This window comes from Nocardia sp. NPDC055321 (assembly GCF_053645575.1).
Window position 1 is genome coordinate 54,268 of sequence record NZ_JBSHMS010000009.1, and the last position, 19,411, is coordinate 73,678.

The following is a 19,411-nucleotide window of genomic DNA, read 5'->3' on the forward strand; positions in this document are numbered from 1 at the left end:
CCCCATCGCCGTGGAGGCAGCCATGTACATACGGCAACCGGACAGCACACACCCGTGGCCGACCAGTTTCCGGCACACCGACTTCGAGATGCACGCACTCCTGCCGGATTGGCACGAACTGCTGGCCGCGTTCTGCGGGCACATCGGGGACCGCTCCGAAGACCACCCGGTCACCAAATTGGCCCGGGCACTGGCCGAATTGCACCTGGAGCGTTTGGAACTGCGGCTCGAGTGCCGGGTGGAGCCCGGCGAGACCGGCCGCATCGACGAGCTGCGCGCCCGGACCGTCGTTCGCATCGACGACTGGGTGGCGAACCGCGCGCGCAGGAGGGGAGCGCGCGCCGAGTCCCTCGGCGCGGCCGTGGACGCTATGGCGGGCGCGCACGTGCACGCGGTGCACCTGCTCAAAACCGCCGAGCGGGTCTCGGACGAGGAGGTACACGCGGCTTGGTACCTCCTCGCCCAGCTCGCCGACGGCTGGACCGATCGCGCCGCCGGTGTCACCGGCACGGGAATTCGACGGTCCGCGTAGGGAATTCCGGCCGCGGCGGTGCGATCCACCGCCGCCGCCGGAAGGAGGCGCTTCGCCCGGAGCGCCTCGCACGGGGCGCTCCGGGGTTGGAGCGCGCCGAGTCGGGCGCTCGAGGTTGGGGCGATCCGGTGGGGGTGCTGGGGTGCGGGGTAGGGAGCCCGGGCTCGGCGGCGCGCGCGGCGCCGGCGGGCCCGGGCATTACCCCTGACCCAGCACGTGGTGATCGGTGCACGGGGGCCGATCACCGCACGGGGGAGTTCGCCGCAGGGGTGTCCATCGCCGCCCGGAACCGTTCGGACACGGTGCGAGGGAAGCGTTTCGAGCGTGCGGGAACCGGAACGGGGCGTTCGCCGAGATCCGCTCGCATCGGGCGAATCACGGCGCGTGTGGGGTTTTGCGATCATCAACAGCCCGGGGTGCTCGGTGCACGGGGGTTGGCGTCAGTGCGTGGCGTTCACCGTTCGGCAGCGCGCTCGCGAAGGATCTCCTCCGGGTGGCCCGCGCCGGCCAGCTCGCCCGCGCGTAGCAGCAGGCAGTGTTCCGCGTCCAGGGCCTCGGTGCGGTCGTGGGTGGCGATCACGACGGTGGTGCCTGCGGCGACGAACTCGCGCAGAATGCGTGAGATTTCCTGCTGCGCTTCGATATCCAGGCCGGCGGTCGGCTCGTCGAGTAGCAGCAGGTCCGATTCCTGCGCCAGGGCGCGGGCCAGCAGCGCGCGCTGGCGCTGGCCGCCGGACAGGGCGCTGAGCCGTCGATGCGCGAGGTCGGTGATCCCCAGGCGTTCCAGGCATTCGGTGACCGTCGCCCGATCCGAGCGGGTCAGTCTGCGCCACGGTCCCCGGTGCGCCCATCGGCCCATGGCCACGGTCTCGCGGACTGTGATCGGCAGCGTCGCGGGAACCGCGCTCTGTTGCACCACGAACGCGGGTCGCAGCTCGCCCTCGCGCACCACGCGTCCGGACGTGGGTGTGATCACACCCGCTATCGCCCCGAGCAGGGTCGATTTCCCGGACCCGTTGTGCCCGATGATCGCCGTCGCCATCCCGGCCGGAATATCCGCGGTGACCTGCCGGAGTACGTCCCCGGCGCGGTATCCGGCCGTGAGTCCCTCGATGCGCACCGCGGGTGTTCGCTCCATGTCCACCCTGCCACCTAGATTGTATTGATAATCATTTTCATAATATAGTCCGCTCTCATGGATTGGCTGATCGCCCCGTTCGAGGTGACATTCGTGCAGCGTGCGCTGTGGGGCGGGTTGCTCGTCTCCGGTATCTGCGCCCTGGCGGGGACCTGGGTCGTGGTGCGCGGCATGGCTTTTCTGGGCGAGGCCATGGCGCAGGGCCTGCTGCCCGGGGTGGCGGTGGCCGCGCTGCTCGGGTGGAATCCGGTCGTGGGCGCGGCGGTGAGCGCGGGTGCCATGGCGGTCGGGGTCACCGCGCTGGGCCGCAGCCCGCGCTTCGCCGCCGACACCGCGATCGGACTGCTCTTCGCCGGGATGCTCGCGCTGGGTGTGATCATCGTGTCGCGTTCGCAATCGTTCGCGGTCGACGTCACCGGTCTGCTGTTCGGTGACATCCTCGCGATCCGGTCCGCGGACGTGCGCTATCTCGCCGTGGCGCTGGGCATTTCGCTGATCATCGCGATACTCGGGCATCGCGCCTTCGTGGCCCTCGCCTTCGATCCCCGTACCGCGCACACCCTCGGGCTGCGCCCGCGCTGGGCGCAGGGTGCGCTGCTGGGCCTGCTGACGCTGGCGATCATCGCCTCGTTCCACATCGTCGGAACGCTGCTCGTGTTCGGGCTGCTCATCGCTCCGCCCGCCGCCGCGACCTACTGGTCGCACCGCATACCGGTGATCATGGCGCTGGCGGCCGCGCTGGGTGGATTCGCCACCGTGGCGGGGCTGCTGGTCTCCTGGCACGCCGGGACGGCGGCGGGAGCCACCATCGCGGCGGTCGCGGTCGGGCTGTTCTTCGCCTCCGCCGCCGCGGCACGGTTGCGGGCTTACCGGTCCGGTTCGGGCGGGCAGGTGCTGATGTCGCTGCTCGCGCTCGGCGCGGTGCTGCCGCTGGCCGGCTGTGCCACGCCTGCCGAGGAAGCGGCGCCCGAACCGGCGCCGCACGGGTACGTGGAGGGCGCGGAAGAGGCCGACGGTCCGCAATCCCGTTTGGTGGCAACGGATTCCGCCGGTGCGGTCCGGATCGTCGACCTGATCACCGGCGACATCACCGAGCACGGCCGGATCCCGGGCCCGGCGCGCATGGCTGGTGACGGGCGCTTCGCCTACCCCGGCACGGCGAATGGCACACGCGCGTTGGACGGCGGGACCTGGACCGTCGATCACGGCGATCACATGCACTACTACCGGGCCGAACCCCGCGACGCGGGAGTCGTGCCGTACGGCCCGGTGACCGCCGCCCACAGCGACACCGTGCTCACCGCGCTGGTCGTCGAGGACCCGGCGCCCCGGACCGTGCTGCTCGATCGCCCGGCCCTGGAGGGCGGCACTGTCACCGAGAAGGGGCTCATCGACGGCATCGCACTGCCCTACGCCGAACATCTGGTCGTCGTAACCGCTTCCGGGCGTGTAGAAATCCGTGATCGCGCCGGTGCGGTGGTGACCGCGCTCGCGGACTCCTGCCCGGAACCGCGCGGGTCGGCGATCACCCGGCGCGGCGTGGTATTCAGCTGCGCGGACGGGGCTTTGGTGGTCTCGAACGAAGAGGGCAGCTTCGGCGGGGTGAAAGTTCCCTACCCGCAACCGATCACACCCGCGGAGCGCGCGGTCGAGTTCTCCCACCGCGCGGGCAGCACGGTGCTCGCCGCCCGCGCCGGGGATCGCGGGACCTGGGTGCTCGACAGCCGGGCGCACACCTGGCGGCTGGTCCCGACCGGACCGGTCGTCGCCGCCAACACCGCCGGCGAGGGCAGCGCGCTGCTGACGCTGACCGGCGACGGCGTGCTGCACGCGTACGACGTCGTGACCGGCGCGGAAACCGCACGGGTGCAACTGCTCTCGGCGATCACACCCGGTGACGCGCCGCCGGTGATCGAGATCGACACCAACCGCGCGTACGTGAACGACGCGGGCGGACGGGTGATCCACGAGATCGACTACCGCGACGATCTGCGCCGCGCACGCACGTTCCCGCTCGATATCGCCCCCGCACGAATGGTGGAGACAGGTCGATGAAGAAGATGCTCGGCGCGGCCCTGGCCGCCCTGTTCGTCCTGCTGCTGCCCGGGTGCGGCGCTTCCGATTCCGGTCGCGTCGACATCGTGGTGACCACCAACATCCTCGGCGACATGACCCGGGTCCTGGTGGGCGACGCCGCGAACGTCCTGGTGCTGATGCCGCACGGCGCCGACCCCCATCGCTTCGCCATCTCCGCCCAGCAGGCGGCGCGCATCGACCGCGCGGGACTGCTCGTCCACAACGGCCTCGGACTGGAAGAGGGCGTGCAGCGCCACGTCGAGGCCGCCGAGGAGAGCGGGGTGCCCGCGCTGTCGGTGGGCGAGCAGGTGAATCCCCTGCCGTATCGCGACAGCGACCGGCCCGACCCGCACTTCTGGACGGACCCGGCCCGCGCGCGCCGAGCCGTCGAGGTGATCGGCGCACGCCTGCTCGACGTACCGGGCATCGACACCGGTGTGATCCGCGCCAACCTCGAGGGCTACCTGGCCGAACTGGACCGCCTCGACTCGTGGATGACGACCCGCTTCGGCACGCTCGACGCCGGGCAGCGGCGACTGGTCACCAACCATCACGTCTTCGGCTATCTGGCAGCGCGTTTCGGATTCGAGGTGATCGGCGCCATCATTCCCGGCGGCGCGGCCCTGGCCTCCCCGAGCGCCTCGGACATCGCGGAGCTGGCCGGTGCGGTGCGGACCGCCGGGGTGCCCGCGATCTTCGCCGATTCGTCCCAGCCCGATCGGCTGGCCCGCGTTCTCGCCGAGCAGGCCGGTGTGAACGTGAAAGTCATTGCCCTGCACACCGAGTCGCTCACCGAGCCGGGCGGGGGAGCGGCCACCTATCTGGAAATGATGCGCGCGAACACCGACTCGATCGTGAGCGGTCTGGGCGCGCGCTGAGGTTCGACGGCTTCGCGCAACACCGAGATGAGGAGCACAACCATGTCAATTCGCACCAGAGCGCGCTCGAGCGTCGCGCTCACCGGCCTGCTGGCCGCGACGCTGGCCCTGAGCGGCTGCGGCGCCGAGGACAAGACGGACACGCACGCCGAGATCGCCGACCCGCTCGCTGTCACCTATGACGGCGGCATCTACCTGCTGGACGGGCAGAACCTCACGGTCGCGAAGAAGCTGGAGCTGGCGGGCTTCAACCGGCTCAACCCCTCCGGGAACGACACCCACCTGATGGTGTCGACCAAGGAGGGCTTCCAGGTGCTGGACGCCGTGCACGGCGAGTTCACCGACGTCACCTTCCCCGGCGCCAAGCCCGGCCACGTGGTCCGGCACGCCGATCGCACCGTGCTGTTCACCGACGGCACCGGCGAGGTCACCATCTTCGATCCGCACGATCTCGAACACGGCAGCCCGAAGACCCGGAACTACAGGGCCGCCGCGCCGCACCACGGCGTGGCCGTCGAGCTGTCCAACGGTCAGCTGGTGGTGACCCTCGGCACCGAGGAGAAGCGCACCGGCATCGTGGTGCTGGACAAGGACCGCAAGGAGATCGCACGCAACGAGGATTGCCCCGGCGTGCACGGTGAGTCCACCGTGGCCGGGGAAGCGGTGGTCATCGGCTGCCAGACCGGCGCGCTGGTCTACTGCGACGGCGTGATCACCAAGGTCACCAGCCCGACCCCGTACGGGCGCATCGGCAACCAGGCCGGCAGCGACGCCTCCCCGATCGCGCTGGGCGACTACAAGCAGGACAAGAACGCCGAACTGGAGCGGCCGCAGCAGGTTTCGCTGATCGACACCCGGAACAGCTCGCTGCGCCTGGTCCCGCTCGGCACGAGCTACACCTTCCGCTCCCTGGCGCGCACCGCACAGGGTGACGGCCTGGTGCTCGGCACCGACGGCCGCATCCACGTCATCGATCCGGTGGCGGGCAAGGTGACCCGCAGCGTCCCGGTCATCGGCGCGTGGGAGGAGCCGCTCGAGTGGCAGCAGCCGCGACCGGCGATCTTCGTGCGCGGCGCCGACGTGTTCGTGAGCGATCCCGCCACCAAGCAGATTCACCGGGTCGATCTGACCGCGGGCAAGATCGTGAATTCGGTGACGCTGGAATCGGTCCCGAACGAGATCAGCGGCGTTCTCGCGCACTGAGTCTGCGGTTCTCCCCCGGGCCCCGGCAGTCGCGCCGGGGCCCGGTCGCGTCGGTTGCCGAATTCGGCAGTGGCGCACGATGGTTGTGGAATTCGGTGGTGCGCGGGGTGGTTTGCGCTGATTTCCGAGTTCGAGGGCGGTGCGGGGCCGGTCGCATCGGTGCCGGTGCGAGCCGATGATTCAGCGGGCGTGGTCGCCTGTCAGGGGTTCCAGATTGAGCGTCATCCGTTCGAGGACGGTGACGGCGGTGCGGTATTCATCCGCGGTGATGCCGGTCATCGAGTCCTCGCGGAAGCCGGCTACGGCCGCGGCGACCTCGTCGTGCCGGTCGCGCCCGAGGGCGGTGAGGGTGAGTCCGGCGCCGGTGCGCACGGCCCAGCCGGTGGTGAGAACGAGATCCAGTGCGGCCAGCCGGGTTTCGAGGTCGGCGTTTGCCTCGAGTTCGGTGTGGACCCGGGCCTCGGTGATCTCGGGTTCGGCGCGAATGACATTGAGGGCCTGCCAGGCCAAACGGGTGAGGCCGAAGGCGGCCAGGCGTTCGTCGAAATAGGCGGTGATGGCGCGGTCCGCGCGATTGAGCCAGAAGCCGATGGGTTTCACGGGATGGTCTCCTGCGGTGCTAGCGGACCCGGCGCGCGGCCAGATCCATGTCATCGAACATATACATGCTGTCAGTCATATAATTGATCGTCAACATGCATATTCACCCGGTCACGGATATACGATGGGCGGATGACAGCGCAGGACCCCCGGACCGCCGACGAACTGCTCGACGCGGTGGGCCCGGCCTTCGCGAAACTGCGCCGCACCGCCGCGCTACAGGTCCGGAACCCGCTCTCGGCCAAGGACTTCAGCCGGACCCTGGTGCTCAACCAGGTGCTCGAACACAGCCGGGAGCCGGGCGCGGAGGTGACCGTCGGCCGGATCGCCGAACTGCTCGGCGCCGATCCCTCGGTGGCGAGCCGCATGGTCGCGGACAACATCGAGGCGGGCTATCTGATCCGGGCCGCGTCCCAGTTGGACGGCCGTCGCACCGTCCTGCGAGTGACGCCGGCGGGCGATGAGCTCATGGCCCGGTTCCGCACGCATCAGCGCGAGGCCTTCGACCGCGTCACCGCCGAGTGGCCCGAGTCCGACCGGCTGACCTTCGCGCGGTTGATGCTGCGCTACGTGGATTCCCTCGAAGCCCTGCGCGATCGCGACCCCGCGGACGATTCCTGACCGTTCGTCCGGCGCACCGTCCGAACGGCGGCCGCTCCGGCGACAACCGGACGCGCCGGTCGTGGAATCGCCCTGCCGTTCGTCGAGCGCGTCGCGTGCAGCGGTGTGGCTGCTGCGGTGAACGGCGGGACGGTCGCGATGCTGCCCGGCGGCGGCATCCTCCGCGAACGAACGTGCCGCGGGAGCCGGTTCGTGCGCGACGGCCCGTCAGGACGGGGTCGCCAGGGCGAACGGGAGGACCGCGTCGGCGCCGGCCGCGCGCAGCGCCCGGGTCGCCATCGTGAAGGTCCAGCCGGAATCGGTGAGGGTGTCTACCAGCAGGATCGGGCCGTCCACATCGCTGAGATCCGGTGTGTCCCAGGCGTTGTCGAGGGCGGCCACGCGATGCGCGGAGTTGGCGGCCGACACCGGGGGCAGATCGGGGCGCAGGTGCAGGGTGCCGAGATCGCGCAGGCGGCCCACCTCGGCCAGGCGGGCGGCCAGCGAGGTGGTGAGCAGGCGGTGCCGCGGGGTGTCCATAGCCAGGACCGCGACGGGGCGCTCGGTCCAATTCCATTCGCGCAGTACGACCGTGCAGGCCTTGAACACGTCGTCCGGGACCGGCGCGTCGGGCGCGTCCAGCAGGGCGCGCAGGCGCTGACCCCACCCGAGGTCGCTGAGCCTGCCGAGCACCCGGCCGGTCTCCGCGCCCTGGGAGATCTTGCCGGACAGCGAGATTCCGAGTTTGGCCATGCCCGTCGGCCACTGCTTGCGCGGTGCGAGGTCGATGCCGGGACGATCCAGCCGGGCCCGGATCGCGGCCACGTCGCCGGCGTCCACCGCGATGTCCTGGCGCGTGCCGGTGCAGTTGTCGCAGCGACCGCAGCCGGGTGAATCCGGCAACAGGCCCGGATCGTCGAGCTGGCCGCGCAGGAAATTCATCCGGCAGGCGTCGGTGGCCTGATAGTCGATCATGGCCTGCTGCTCGGCCTCGCGCGCGATGTTCAGGCGTTCGTAGCGTTCGGTGTCGTACACCCAGGGCTGCCCGGTGCCGATCCAGCCGCCGCGCACCCGCTGTACCGCACCGTCCACGTCCAGCACCTTGAGCACCATCTCCAGTCGCGAGCGGTTCAACTCGACCAGCGGTTCCAGCGCGGCGGTGGACAGGGCCCGATCGGTGTCGAGCGCGGCCAGCACCGAGCGCACGATGTGCTCGCGCGGGAACGCCACCGAGGCGAAGTAACTCCAGATGGCGCGATCTTCCGGGCCGGGCAGCAGAACGACCTCGGCGCGCTCGGTGCCGCGCCCGGCACGGCCGACCTGCTGGTAGTAGGAGATGGGCGAGGACGGCGCGCCCACGTGCACGACGAAACCCAGATCGGGCTTGTCGAAACCCATGCCCAGCGCCGAGGTGGCGATGAGCGCCTTCACCTCGTTGTTCAGCAGCGCGGCCTCGAGGGCTTCGCGCTCGGCCGGATCGGTCTGCCCGGTGTAGGCGGCGACGTGGTGGCCGTGCGAATTGAGCACGTCGGCCAGATCCTGGGCCGCGGCCACCGTGAGGGCGTAGACGATGCCGGAGCCGGGCAGTTCGTGCAGGCGCCTGCTGAGCCAGGCCGTGCGCGCCACCGCGTCCGGGATGCGCACCACCGACAGGTGCAGCGACTCGCGGTCGAGCCCGCCGCGCAGCACCAGGGTGTCCGTGCCGATCTGGGTGGCCACGTCGGTGACGACGCGGTCGTTGGCGGTGGCGGTGGTGGCCAGCACCGGCACGTCGGAGCCGAGATCGGCGATGAGCGTGCGGATTCGGCGGTAGTCGGGCCGGAAGTCGTGACCCCAGTCCGAGACGCAGTGTGCCTCGTCGATCACCACCAGGCCGGCGTCGGCGGCGAGCTTGGGCAGCACGGCGTCGCGGAAGTCCGGGTTGTTCAGCCGTTCCGGGCTGACCAGCAGGACGTCGACCACGCCCTCGGCGACCCGGGCGTGGATCTCGTCCCACTCGGTGACGTTGCCCGAGTTGATGGTGTCCGCCACGACCCCGGCGCGTTCGGCCGCCGCGACCTGGTTGCGCATGAGCGCCAGCAGCGGGGACACGATCACCGTCGGCCCGCGCCCGGCCGCGCGCAGCAGCTTGGCGGAGATGAAGTACACCGCCGACTTACCCCAGCCCGTGCGCTGTACCACCAGTGCCCGCCGCCTGCCCACGACCAGCGCCTCGATGGCGACCCACTGGTCTTCCCGCAACCGGGCCGCGGGCCCGGCGAGCTCTCGCAACAGCCGTTCGGCATCCTCCCGCAGTGCGCCGGAGTTCTGGGTCTGGGTCGCGTCGGTCGAGGTCACCCGGTCCATGGTGCCGCACCGCACCGACACGGTGCACCCCGGCGGCAACCTCGCACCCCCGGCGCTCAGCCCGCCGCGGCGAGGTGGGCCGTGACCAAGGTGCGAACCAGCGCGTCCACCGGCGGCCACGGGAAACTCGGCCGATCCTGGCGCAGGATGATGAGCCCGCGTGATCGGAGACCGCGTCATGACCGAGGCCGAGCGCAATCGGCCGGATCTGTATCGCGACGCCGTGGCGGACCTGGCGGCGGACACGACCGTGCGCATCCTGGAACCCGGTCGGCCGCTGCGGATGTAGCGGCGGGATCGATCGCGCATCGAGGGGGCGCGAAACGGCGGGCCGGGCGGACAATGGGATACCGGGACCGTGGGGTTTCCGGGGAACAGGGGAGGCGCCCATGCCCGAGAAGTTCCCGTCGCCCGCGGGGTGGACGCCGCCGGGCGCGCAGTTCCGCAGCGGCGGAACGATGTCGCGGACGCTGACCGGCGTGGGGGTCGGGTTGATCCTCACCCCGATCGGGACGGTGTTCGCCGCGCGCGGGGCCGCCGACACCAGGCGCTGGGTGATTCTGGGGGATCTGGCGGACCGGCTCGGGTCGACGCTGCAGATTCTGCTGGGGGCGCTGCTGCTGTTGGTCGTGGTCGTGCTGGCGGCCTACTCGCCGCTGGGAACCGTTGTGGCGGGGGCGGTCTGGGGCGTACTGCCGGGGATCCTGCACCTGATCTTCCCGGACGACACGTTCCGGCTCATCGGTGAGCTGCCGTTCTCGGACGAGATGCACGTCGCGCTGTACGAATGGCTGCGGTCCGGGTTCCCGCTCATCGTCGGGATACTGCTCATGGGCGCGGGACTCGCGGTCACCCTCGGGCGGCGGTGAGCGGGGGCGACCGGCGTCGTCGATGGGGTGGGAACAGCGTTGCGGCCCAGCGGGTCCCGTGGCCGCTCACGCACCGAGGCGCCGTACCCCCAACAGGTACGACGCCTCGGCCACGGCAGCTCACCCCTTGACGCAGAGCACCTGCCGTAGGGTGGCAACGATATCGACAAGGTCGCGCTGCGCCGCGATCACCTGGTCGATGTCCTTGTAGGCGGCCGGGATCTCGTCCACGACACCGGCGTCCTTGCGGGACTCGACGCCCTCGGTCTGGGCGATCAGATCCTTGACCGTGAACTGCCGCTTGGCCGCGTTGCGGCTCATCCGCCGCCCCGCCCCGTGCGAGGCCGACTGGAACGACGCGGGATTTCCCCTGCCGCGCACCACGTACGAGCGCGTGCCCATGGATCCCGGGATGAGCGCCAGCTCCCCGGCCCCCGCCCGCACCGCGCCCTTGCGCGTCACGAGCATCGGCATCCCGTCGATGATCTCCTCGGACACGTAGTTGTGGTGGCAGGAGATGGTGTCGTCGAAAACGACGTCCTTCCCCGCGAATTCCTCCCGCACGGCCCGGCACACGAGCGCCAGCATGACGGCCCGGTTCCGCGCCGCGTATTCCTGCGCCCAGCTCAAATCCCGCCGGTAGGCGTCCATTTCGGCGGTCCCCGCCAGAAACACCGCGAGGTCCCGGTCCGGCAGCCCCTCGTTGTGACTCAGCTTCCGCGCGACCGCCATGTGCCGCTCGGCGAGTTCCTTACCGATGTTCCGGCTCCCGGAGTGCAGCAGAATCCAGACGCGACCCTCAGAATCCAGACAAAGTTCGCAGAAGTGGTTGCCACTGCCTAGTGTTCCGATCTGTTTGTGCGCCTTCGATTCGAGCGACTGCACACCCGAATCCAGCGATCCGAAGGCTTTCCAGAACTTCTCCCAGCCCGACCGAAGGACCACGCCCGCACGATGCCCGGACACTTCGTTGTTCAGCCGGTTCACGTTCACCGGATCGCTGTGCGCGGCAAAGCCGACCGGCACCGCAGCCTCGATTCGAGCCCGCAATCCTCGCAGGTCGTCTGGCAGATGCGATGCGGTGAGCGAGGTTCGGACCGCCTCCATGCCGCAACCGATATCCACCCCGACCGCCGCGGGCGCGACGGCGTCCCGCATGGCGATCACGGAGCCCACGGTGGCGCCTTTACCGAGGTGTACATCGGGCATGACCCGAACCCCGTGCACCCATTCCAGTTCGGCGATATTGCGCAGCTGTTGGAGCGCGGCCGACTCGATCTCGTGCTCGTGGGCCCACATGAGCGTCTGCGCTCGGGTACCGCGCAGCTCGACGGGAAACATCCGATGTCCTTCCTTTGGATTGCGCATCACGGTAGGCGTCGAACCCGCGGTCGCGCACCGGATTATTCGGGCGGAGGTGTGCGGCGCCTCAGTCGCCAACGGCGAAGGTTGACACTTTGTTCGCTCCTCCCCAGCAGCGCAGCCGCTTCTTTGATGGTGTGGTGACCGAGGAGCTCGTCCTCCTCTGGGGTCCAGTGCCGCACTGTGTGTCCGAATCTCTGGTGGGGTGCCAGCCATTCGGAGACCGCACGCGCCGCCGCGTACTTACGCGCTATGGATAACGCGCCCACCGGGTAACACCAGTCGGCGAGGCGCACTGCCGCGAGGTTGGCCACCATGATGTTGGGAACGCTGTCCCGCTTGTTCGGCTTTGCTGAGCGTCGGACTCCGCTCACTGCCGCTATCTCGTCGCAGAAGTGCTTCGCCATCGCGGGACTCGCCGTCACGAGGCTGATGAACGGAAAACCCTTGGCGGTGAAACCGATTGAACCGTCCCCGTCGAGGACGCCCCGAAGATAGTCCGATCGACTGAACGTCTCGGTAGGTGGTCCGATGATTTTCGACTTCTTACCGGTCGGGACGCCGAACCGTTCGAACTCTTTGCGAACGTCTTGGGCGCAGAACTCCAACACCCTGCTGGCATAACCCTGCTTGAAGTTCGTGTCTCTGATTCTGGTCGAAATCAGCGAGTGGCAGGGGAGTAGGCGTTGTAGCTGGAGAAGGATGTCGGCATCCCGTTCGGACAGTTCGATCGAGATCTTGCCCTTGCCCGTGGTGCTGCCGGAGTGTGTGCCGTCCGTTTGCAGAAGACCAACCATGTAGGACAGCTCAGGGGAACTGAGATCCATCATGAAGATAGACTACGAGTGTTCGAACATGAGTTCGAGAAAGTGCGAAAACCTGTCTGATTCATGGCATTTCATCGAGCCTTGCTGGCGCGCCGACGCTCGGCGCGCCAGGGCTGATTCCTACGGTTCCACGAAGTCGGCGTTCAACGTGCAGAGCTTCCAGGCGCCCTCGCGGCGGATCAGGGTGCCGGTGTAGTTGATGTCCTTGAAGTAGTTGCGGTACTTGTCGGGCACGTCGGTGAAGGTCTCGTGCAGGACGAACGTGGCGGTGTCGGGGTCGGGCTGGGTTACCGCGGTCACCGTGTGGGTGTAGCCGGCGGTCGTCAGCTCGGGGCCGAGGTGGGTGTCGTAGCGGGGGGTGTAGTGGGTGACTATCTCGTCTATGTCGTTGGCGGTCTCGGGGCAGACCAGGGTGCGGAAGCCCTCCCAGTCGCGGGCGTTCGAGGTGGCGGCCACGGCGTTGGTGACGCGGACCAGGTCGGGGTCCAGGGTCGCGGGGTCGGCGGGGGGCACGGGGCGGTCGGGGGCGTTGAAGACGACGGGCGCGGCCTGCGGGCGGAAACCGTTGGCGGTGAGGTGGGTTTCCATGGCGCGGCGCCAGGAGCCGTCGTCGATCATGCTGCGAATGGCGTCGGTGATGCGGGTCTGCAGGGTGATGTCGCCCTTGCGGACGCCGATGCCGTAGCGCTCGCGGGTGAACTGGTGCCCGACCACGCGCAGGGTGCCGTCGTATTTCTTGGCGAATCCGGCCAGGATGACGTCATCGGCGGTCACGGCGTCCACGACGCCGGAGATGAGATCGGCCGCGCATTCGGCGTAGGTGTCGCGGGTCGTGAGTTCGACCGTGCGGGCGAAGCCGCGCCGGATGCGGTCCGCGGCGGTGGATCCCGCGGTGGTGCAGATCGAACGGTCGTGCAGGTCCTCGGGGCGGTCGATGTGCTTTTCGCCGTGGCGGACCAGCAGGTCCTGTCCGGCGATCAGGTAGGGCCCGGCGAACGAGACCTGTTGCTGCCGTGCGGCGGTGATGGAGTACGAGGCGGCGATGAAATCGACGCTGCCGGAGTTCAGCAGCGCTTCGCGCTGGTCGGGTCTCGCTTCGCGCCAGGTGATGTGCTCGGGTTCCACCCCGAGCTGTCCGGCGATGTAGACGGCGGTGTCCACGTCGAAGCCCCGGGGTCTTCCGTCCGGACCTCGGGTCGATAGTCCGGGCTGGTCGTCGGAGATGCCGATGGTGAGGGTGCGCGCGGGCGGCCGGGGCGCTTCCGGCTTCGGGGCGGCTTGCAGCGCGCATGCGGCGAGGACGAGAACGGTCGCAATCGAACCGGTGTAGAACACGCGCTTCATCGGTGACTTATCTCCTTTTCACAGGCTAGCAACCATTCAGCTTATCGAGCATCCAAGCATTGGTGTGACCAAAAGTCGCGGATATCAACCGTCTGAAATTGCGATTCGTCAGAATATTCGGCGGGGAATAATCTCCGTCATTTTCGGGGTACCCGGGAAACGCCAGAAATAGCAAATTGTTAGCAAATAGAATTCTCGACGGCGATGCCCGCTCGGCTTCCCGGCCACTCGCCGGGTGGGTGTGACGTGGAATACGCACCGATCGCGTGCCAATAGTTAGTGCGTTAACTATTCTGACACTAATGATAGGACGATCGAGGAGGGCGGAACGATGGAAGCCGACGACCCGCTGCGGCTGGACCGGCAGGTGTGCTTCGCGCTGGCGGTCGCCAATCGCGCGGTGCTCGCGGTGTACCGCCCACTCCTGGAACCCATGGGCCTGACCCATCCGCAGTACCTGGTGATGCTCGCGCTCTGGGGCGAGGCCCCGATGTCGGTCAAGGACATCGGCGACGCCATTCAGCTCGATTCGCCCACGCTGTCCCCGCTGCTCAAGAGACTCGAGGCCGCGGGTCTGATCACCCGCCGCCGCGACGACCGTGACGAACGCACCCTGGTGGTCGATCTGACCGACTCCGGCCGGGCGCTGCGCGCGCGGGCCGAGTTGATCCCGCCGGCGGTGGTGGAACGGCTCGGGGTGAGCCTGTCCGATCTGGAGGAACTGCGCGATGTGCTCAATCGCGTCAACGCGGCCGCGCGCGCGGCCGACAAGGGAGTCCGATGATGAAGCGCCCCAACCCGATACAGTGGCTCGGCTACGCCTGCGGCCGGCGCCTGCCCGACTCCCTGCTGGACTGGGTTCGCAACGACCTCACCGGCAGATGGGCGGGCCCCCGGCATCTGGTGCGCGGCCTGGTGCCGATGATTCCGGTCTTCGCGCTGTTCCTGCTCTTTCCGGGTGAGCTGTGGCTGCGCGCCTCGATGATTCTGCTGGTGCTGCTGCTCGCGATGTTCTACATCGTGGCCTACATGCCGATGAATCGCGCGCATCGGCTGCGCAAGCACGGACTGCCGGAGGATCTGGAGAATCCGGCCCGCCGCGATCGCCGCGCCGCCGAGCGCGCCGCGTACGAGGCGCGCTACGGCGGTCTGCGCTAGCCCGCGTTCCTGGTGCAGGCCGAGGTGATCACCTGGGCCGGGCGCGGGGACGCGCTGCCGAGGTCCGGGAAGGGCGGGTTGCTCTCCCCGAGCGAGCCGACCGCGATGGCCTCGGCTTCGGTGCGATTGCCCGCCGCCGCCCAGCCCCAGCGCCCGTCCGCGCCGCGGGCGACGGCGCCGCAGCCGTCGCTGAAGCGCAGCACGATCTCGCAGTCGTAGTTGGCGCAGTCGCGGATGGCGGCCGCGTCCGCGGAGACCTTTCCGGGCGCGTCGGTCGAGATCACCGCGGCGTTCTTCAGCCGCGACAGTGCGATCGTGCCGTAGTACTGCGCTGCGGCGGAGGCGTTTCCGGCGCCCGCCAGGGCGCAGGAGACCGTCATGGCCGCGGTGACCGCGGTGAGGCGTGCAACCGACAAGAGAATCCCCGATATTTCAGAAGCGGACGAACGAGGCCGATGCTAGACGATCGGCACCGCCGCGCGGGCCGCCTTGGGATTACCGGTTCTTTACTCACCGGTGAACCGATCGCAACATCACCGACCGCCGATCCGGCTGCGGCCGACGGGATTTCCGCGCCGGCTACCGCGAGGCCTGCAGCGGGCGCGCCAGCGCGGTCCGCAGCGCGTCGAAGGCGGCGGCGTTGGCCCGCTGGGTCTCGGGCAGGTGGAAGGCCATGGACATGAATCCGTGCACGGTGCCGTCCCAGCGCTGCACCTGCACCCGCACCCCCGCTTCGTGCAGCAGCCTGCCGTAGGTTTCGCCCTCGTCGCGCAGCGGGTCGAACTCCGCGGTGGCGATGTACGCGGGCGGCAGGCCGGTGAGGTCGGCGCGCAGCGGGGCGGCGTCCGGCTGTTCGGCGTCGGCGTCCGTGCGCAGGTATTGCCGCCAGTACCACCGCAAATGGGCCGCGGTGGTGAAGTAGCCGGTGGCGTTCTCGGTGTAGGACTCGCTGTCGGTGGCCGGGTCGAGCATCGGGTACAGCAGCAGCTGGAAGGCGATGTCCGGTCCGCCGTTGTCCCGGGCGCGCAGCGCGGCGACGGTGGCGAGGTTGCCGCCGGCGCTGTCCCCGGCGACCGCGACCCGCGCCGGATCGCCGCCGAGTGATTCGGCGTTGTCGGCGACCCAGCGCAGTACCGCGTACGCGTCGTCGGCCGCGGCGGGGAACCGATCGTCCGGGGCGCGGCGGTAGTCGACCGAGATCACGATGACGCCGGCCTCGTTGGCCATGGTCCGGCAGAAGCGGTCATGACTGTCCAGGCCGCACAGCACGAAACCGCCACCGTGATAGAACACCACGACCCCGGGGACGGCCTCGGACGCGAGCGGCCGGTACAGCCGCACCGGCACCTCGGGTGCGTCGATCGGTCCCGGTACGAGCCATTCCTCCACCGCCGCAACCGGAATCGGCGGCACCGCGGGCGCCGGCCGGGCGGCCAGGAAGGCGCGCGCCGCGTGGGCGTCCGTCACCTCGGTGCCCAGGGCGGGGAAGGCGGCGGCGGCCGCGTCGACGAAGACTTGCCATTCGGGCGACAGGGACATCGCGGACTCCTGCGGTGGTGGGTGATCTCGGAATGGATTCGCGTGGAACGGATTACATCTGCATGCCGCGCGGGATGAACTTGCCCGCCGCCAGCCCGCCGTCGACGGTGATCTCCGCGCCCGTGATGTAGGCCGAGGCGTCCGAGGCCAGGAAGGCGACGAGTTCGGCGACCTCCTCGGGGTGCCCGGTGCGCTCGAGCGGCAGGGTGGGGAAGCTGCCGGGGCCGGTGGTCAGGTACGGAACCATCGGCGTGGCAATGGGTCCGGGGTGCACGGAGTTGACGCGGATCTGGGCCGGGCCGAGTTCGAGGGCGGAGATCTTGGACAGCCCGCGCAGGCCCCACTTGGACGAACCGTAGGCGGAGTGGTTCATCAGACCCTCGAGTCCGGCCTGCGAGGAGATGTTCACGATGGAACCGCCGCCCGCCGCGGTCATGGCCGGGATGACGGCCTTGATCCCGTTGAACGCGCCGATGAGGTTGACCCGCAGAATGCGTTCCAGCTCTTGCGAACTGGTCTCCACCAGCGGCTTCATGATGTAGATGGCGGCGTTGTTGACCAGCACGTCGAGCCTGCCGAAGGTGGACACGGCGACCTCGACCGCGGCGGCCCAGCTGTCCTCGTCGGTCACGTCGTGCCGGACGAATCGCGCTGCGTCACCGAGAGATTCGGCGAGCTCCTTGCCTTCGGTCTCGAGCACGTCGGTGATGACGACCTTCGCGCCGCGTTCGGCGAACAGCCGCGCCTCGGCCGCGCCCTGTCCGCGAGCGGCTCCGGTGATGATGGCGACTTTGCCGTTCAGGTCGGTCATTGCTGTGTCCTAACTGTGTGTGACGGTGGGGATGTCGATGGTTCGAGTGGTCAGCGGAAGTGGGGGATGACCTTCTCGCCCCACTGCCGGATGGTTTCCAGGCACGCTTCCTGCGGGACGGTGCCCATCTGGATGAGGCACAGGATCTCGTCGGCTCCCGCGGCGGCGAGGCGCTCGACGTACGCGATGGCGTCGTCGGCGGTGCCGTAGGCGTGTTCGGCGTTGAAGATCGCGGCCGACCCGGACTTCACCGGGATCTTGGCCTCGTGCAGATAGGCGATGTGCTCCGCGCCGGCCGCCCCGATCCGGGCCATCTCGTCGGCGGCGGGATCCACGGCTTCGTCGGGCGCGGGCCCCATGCCGTAGTAGTGCTTGATCGCCTGGGCGAAGAAGCGCTGCCCGCGCGCGCCGATCTGCCGGGCGCGTTCGCGATCGTCCAGGACGATGGTCGGGCACAGCGCCGCGAAATGGTCGTTGACCACGGTGGAGACGAGTCGCTCACCGCTGCGTTCGGCGATGGCGCGGTCGTAGATGCCGCGCAGTTCGGCGATCTCCTCGATCCCGGCGAAGCCCAGGACGAGCGCCCCGACGCCGTAGTCGGCGGCCTGCCGCAGGGTGTCCTTGCGCGTGCACGCCATGAACAGCGGGGGATGCGGGCGCTGCACCGGCCGGGGCAGCAGATGGTGCGGCTCGATGGTCAGAAGCTCACCGCGATAGGAGAATTCGCCGTCCGGGTCCTGCCAGGCGGCGGCGATCACGCGCAGCGATTCCTCGACCTCGGCCGCGGTGCGCGCGGGGTCGACCCCGCACATCGAGGTCTCCACGGCGGTCGCGCCGCGGCCGCCGCCCAGGTTCAGCCGCCCGTTCGAGAGCACGTCCAGCATGGCGGCGCGTTCGGCGACGCGCACCGGGTGGTTGAAGTTGAACGGCATGCACACCACGCCGTGCCCGATGCGGATGCGCTCGGTCCGGGCCGCCACCCAGGTCAGGAAGATCTCCGGCGCGCTCATGTGCGCGTACCACTTGAGTCCGTGGTGCTCGACCGCCCACACGGTGTCGAAGCCGACCCGATCGGCCAGCACCGCCTGTTCGACGCAGTCGTGCAGCACCCGGGCCTCGTGCGCGGCGGTGGGATCCGCCATCTGTGCTTCGAAGATCATCGAGAACTTCATTCGGGGTGCTCCTCAGCTCGCCGGCTTACCCGAGGCGGCCTGTTCGGGCAAGGTCCGGCCGCTATGCCTAACCGAAATAGTTCAGTACTCAAACCATCAGGTCATTCGGTTGTCTCAGTGGCCGGGACCACACCTGCCCGGTCCCGCGGGACCGCCTTAGCGTCGGTTTCAACGCTGAGGAAGGACGGGAACCTGTGGGACAGTTGGACGGGAAAGTCGCGCTGATCACCGGCGGTGCGCGCGGTATGGGAGCGGAGCACGTGCGCCGTTTCGCCGCCGAGGGCGCGCGCGTGGTGTTCGGCGATGTGCTCGACGACGAGGGTAAGGCGCTCGCCGCCGAGCTCGGTGCGGACGTCCACTACGTACACCACGATGTCACCAGTGAAAGCGACTGGCAGGCAGCGGTTTCCGAGACCGTCGAGCGTTTCGGCCGGCTCACCACGCTGGTCAACAATGCGGGCATCCTGCGATTCAAGCGGTTGCTCGACATGAGCCTGGACGAGTGGAACACCATGCAGGCGATCAACGTGACGGGCAGTTTCCTCGGCATCAGAGCCGCCGCGCCCGCCATGATCGACGCCGGTGGCGGTTCCATCGTCAACGTGTCCTCGGTGGAGGGTTTCGTCGGCGCTGCCCGGTTGTCCGCCTACAGCGCGAGCAAGTTCGCGCTGCGCGGACTCACCAAGTCCGCCGCCCGGGAGCTGGGTCATTCGGGTATCCGGGTGAACTCGGTGCACCCCGGCGGTATCGCCACGCCCATGACCGCGTCCGTGGCGGGCGCGAGCGGTGTGGACGGCAATAGTTTCTTCTCCGAACTGCCCATCCCGCGCTGGGGTCAGCCGGTCGAGGTCTCCGAGGTGGCGCTGTTCCTGGCGTCCGAGGCCTCGAGCTACTGCACCGGCGGCGAGTTCGTCGTCGACGGCGGCATGCTCACCAGTTGCGGCTACTAGAGGACA

Annotated in this window: 20 protein-coding genes; 10 read left to right on the forward strand and 10 right to left on the reverse strand. The window is 69.2% G+C overall.

All coding sequences use genetic code 11. The annotated features are described in order from the left end of the window. Positions 1 to 22: 22 nt before the first annotated feature. On the forward strand, positions 23 to 532 hold the full coding sequence (locus ACWIGI_RS16200) for a DUF4254 domain-containing protein (protein ID WP_454203182.1): 510 nt from the start codon (positions 23 to 25) through the stop codon (positions 530 to 532). 454 nt (positions 533 to 986) lie between these two features. Here the strand turns inward: ACWIGI_RS16200 and aztA are convergent, their stop codons facing one another. Further along, positions 987 to 1,670: a zinc ABC transporter ATP-binding protein AztA gene (aztA, locus tag ACWIGI_RS16205; RefSeq protein WP_454203183.1), complete on the reverse strand. Its 684-nt coding sequence runs from the start codon at positions 1,668 to 1,670 to the stop codon at positions 987 to 989. A gap of 57 nt (positions 1,671 to 1,727) precedes the next feature. Between aztA and aztB the strand changes: the two genes are divergently transcribed. Genes aztB through aztD form a run of 3 tightly spaced genes read left to right on the forward strand, consistent with a single transcriptional unit; the run spans position 1,728 to position 5,827 of the window. Continuing rightward, positions 1,728 to 3,725, forward strand: coding sequence for a zinc ABC transporter permease AztB (gene aztB / locus ACWIGI_RS16210; RefSeq protein ID WP_454203184.1), 1,998 nt, complete (start codon positions 1,728 to 1,730; stop codon positions 3,723 to 3,725). Further along, on the forward strand, positions 3,722 to 4,624 hold the full coding sequence (locus ACWIGI_RS16215; RefSeq protein ID WP_454203185.1) for a metal ABC transporter solute-binding protein, Zn/Mn family: 903 nt from the start codon (positions 3,722 to 3,724) through the stop codon (positions 4,622 to 4,624). The genes aztB and ACWIGI_RS16215 overlap by 4 nt, the downstream gene beginning before the upstream one ends. 42 nt (positions 4,625 to 4,666) lie before the next feature. Next, positions 4,667 to 5,827, forward strand: a complete 1,161-nt coding sequence (gene aztD, locus ACWIGI_RS16220; protein ID WP_454203186.1) for a zinc metallochaperone AztD — start codon at positions 4,667 to 4,669, stop codon at positions 5,825 to 5,827. Positions 5,828 to 6,007: 180 nt separating this feature from the next. Here aztD and ACWIGI_RS16225 read toward each other — a convergent pair whose 3' ends face one another. Next, the gene (locus ACWIGI_RS16225) at positions 6,008 to 6,427 is read right to left on the reverse strand and encodes a hypothetical protein (RefSeq protein ID WP_454203187.1); all 420 of its coding nucleotides are present in this window, start codon (positions 6,425 to 6,427) and stop codon (positions 6,008 to 6,010) included. A gap of 132 nt (positions 6,428 to 6,559) precedes the next feature. On the opposite strand from ACWIGI_RS16225, the gene ACWIGI_RS16230 reads away from it, so the two are divergent. Continuing rightward, positions 6,560 to 7,048 carry a MarR family winged helix-turn-helix transcriptional regulator gene (locus tag ACWIGI_RS16230; protein ID WP_454203188.1) on the forward strand — a complete coding sequence of 163 codons (489 nt, stop codon included), beginning with the start codon at positions 6,560 to 6,562 and terminating at the stop codon, positions 7,046 to 7,048. Between the two features lie 207 nt (positions 7,049 to 7,255). Here the strand turns inward: ACWIGI_RS16230 and ACWIGI_RS16235 are convergent, their stop codons facing one another. Then, a complete protein-coding gene (locus tag ACWIGI_RS16235; RefSeq protein WP_454203189.1) occupies positions 7,256 to 9,373 on the reverse strand; it encodes a RecQ family ATP-dependent DNA helicase in 2,118 nt (705 codons plus the stop codon). A gap of 160 nt (positions 9,374 to 9,533) precedes the next feature. Here ACWIGI_RS16235 and ACWIGI_RS16240 point away from each other — a divergent pair, with 160 nt between their 5' ends. Together ACWIGI_RS16240 and ACWIGI_RS16245 are read left to right on the forward strand one after the other, a co-directional pair. Beyond that, positions 9,534 to 9,662 (forward strand): hypothetical protein, encoded by a 129-nt coding sequence (locus tag ACWIGI_RS16240; RefSeq protein ID WP_454203190.1) that lies wholly within the window; start codon positions 9,534 to 9,536, stop codon positions 9,660 to 9,662. Positions 9,663 to 9,762: 100 nt separating this feature from the next. Further along, positions 9,763 to 10,242 carry a hypothetical protein gene (locus tag ACWIGI_RS16245; RefSeq protein ID WP_454203191.1) on the forward strand — a complete coding sequence of 160 codons (480 nt, stop codon included), beginning with the start codon at positions 9,763 to 9,765 and terminating at the stop codon, positions 10,240 to 10,242. Positions 10,243 to 10,362: 120 nt separating this feature from the next. On the opposite strand, the gene ACWIGI_RS16250 is transcribed toward ACWIGI_RS16245, so the two are convergent. The 3 genes from ACWIGI_RS16250 to ACWIGI_RS16260 all read right to left on the reverse strand — a co-directional run bounded on the left by ACWIGI_RS16250 (position 10,363) and on the right by ACWIGI_RS16260 (position 13,775). Next, on the reverse strand, positions 10,363 to 11,583 hold the full coding sequence (locus tag ACWIGI_RS16250) for an RtcB family protein (RefSeq protein ID WP_454203192.1): 1,221 nt from the start codon (positions 11,581 to 11,583) through the stop codon (positions 10,363 to 10,365). Between the two features lie 62 nt (positions 11,584 to 11,645). Beyond that, a complete protein-coding gene (locus ACWIGI_RS16255; protein ID WP_454203193.1) occupies positions 11,646 to 12,434 on the reverse strand; it encodes a hypothetical protein in 789 nt (262 codons plus the stop codon). A gap of 117 nt (positions 12,435 to 12,551) precedes the next feature. Beyond that, a complete protein-coding gene (locus tag ACWIGI_RS16260) occupies positions 12,552 to 13,775 on the reverse strand; it encodes a glutamate ABC transporter substrate-binding protein (RefSeq protein ID WP_454203194.1) in 1,224 nt (407 codons plus the stop codon). 331 nt (positions 13,776 to 14,106) lie between these two features. On the opposite strand from ACWIGI_RS16260, the gene ACWIGI_RS16265 reads away from it, so the two are divergent. Together ACWIGI_RS16265 and ACWIGI_RS16270 are read left to right on the forward strand one after the other, a co-directional pair. Next, a complete protein-coding gene (locus ACWIGI_RS16265) occupies positions 14,107 to 14,559 on the forward strand; it encodes a MarR family winged helix-turn-helix transcriptional regulator (protein ID WP_454203195.1) in 453 nt (150 codons plus the stop codon). Further along, positions 14,559 to 14,933 (forward strand): DUF5313 family protein, encoded by a 375-nt coding sequence (locus tag ACWIGI_RS16270; RefSeq protein WP_454203196.1) that lies wholly within the window; start codon positions 14,559 to 14,561, stop codon positions 14,931 to 14,933. The genes ACWIGI_RS16265 and ACWIGI_RS16270 overlap by 1 nt, the downstream gene beginning before the upstream one ends. Here ACWIGI_RS16270 and ACWIGI_RS16275 read toward each other — a convergent pair. From ACWIGI_RS16275 to ACWIGI_RS16290, 4 genes are all read right to left on the reverse strand, one after another. Continuing rightward, entirely contained in the window at positions 14,930 to 15,349 is a 420-nt protein-coding gene (locus ACWIGI_RS16275) for a DUF4189 domain-containing protein (RefSeq protein ID WP_454203197.1), read from the reverse strand. The two genes, ACWIGI_RS16270 and ACWIGI_RS16275, sit on opposite strands and share 4 nt — an antisense overlap. 163 nt (positions 15,350 to 15,512) lie before the next feature. Beyond that, complete coding sequence (locus ACWIGI_RS16280; RefSeq protein ID WP_454203198.1) at positions 15,513 to 16,472, reverse strand: alpha/beta hydrolase; 960 nt, start codon at positions 16,470 to 16,472, stop codon at positions 15,513 to 15,515. Between the two features lie 52 nt (positions 16,473 to 16,524). Continuing rightward, positions 16,525 to 17,283 carry a glucose 1-dehydrogenase gene (locus ACWIGI_RS16285; protein ID WP_454203199.1) on the reverse strand — a complete coding sequence of 253 codons (759 nt, stop codon included), beginning with the start codon at positions 17,281 to 17,283 and terminating at the stop codon, positions 16,525 to 16,527. Positions 17,284 to 17,333: 50 nt separating this feature from the next. Beyond that, entirely contained in the window at positions 17,334 to 18,455 is a 1,122-nt protein-coding gene (locus tag ACWIGI_RS16290; protein ID WP_454203200.1) for an LLM class flavin-dependent oxidoreductase, read from the reverse strand. Positions 18,456 to 18,649: 194 nt separating this feature from the next. On the opposite strand from ACWIGI_RS16290, the gene ACWIGI_RS16295 reads away from it, so the two are divergent. Next, positions 18,650 to 19,405, forward strand: coding sequence for a glucose 1-dehydrogenase (locus tag ACWIGI_RS16295; RefSeq protein ID WP_454203201.1), 756 nt, complete (start codon positions 18,650 to 18,652; stop codon positions 19,403 to 19,405). The last annotated feature ends 6 nt before the right edge of the window (positions 19,406 to 19,411 follow it).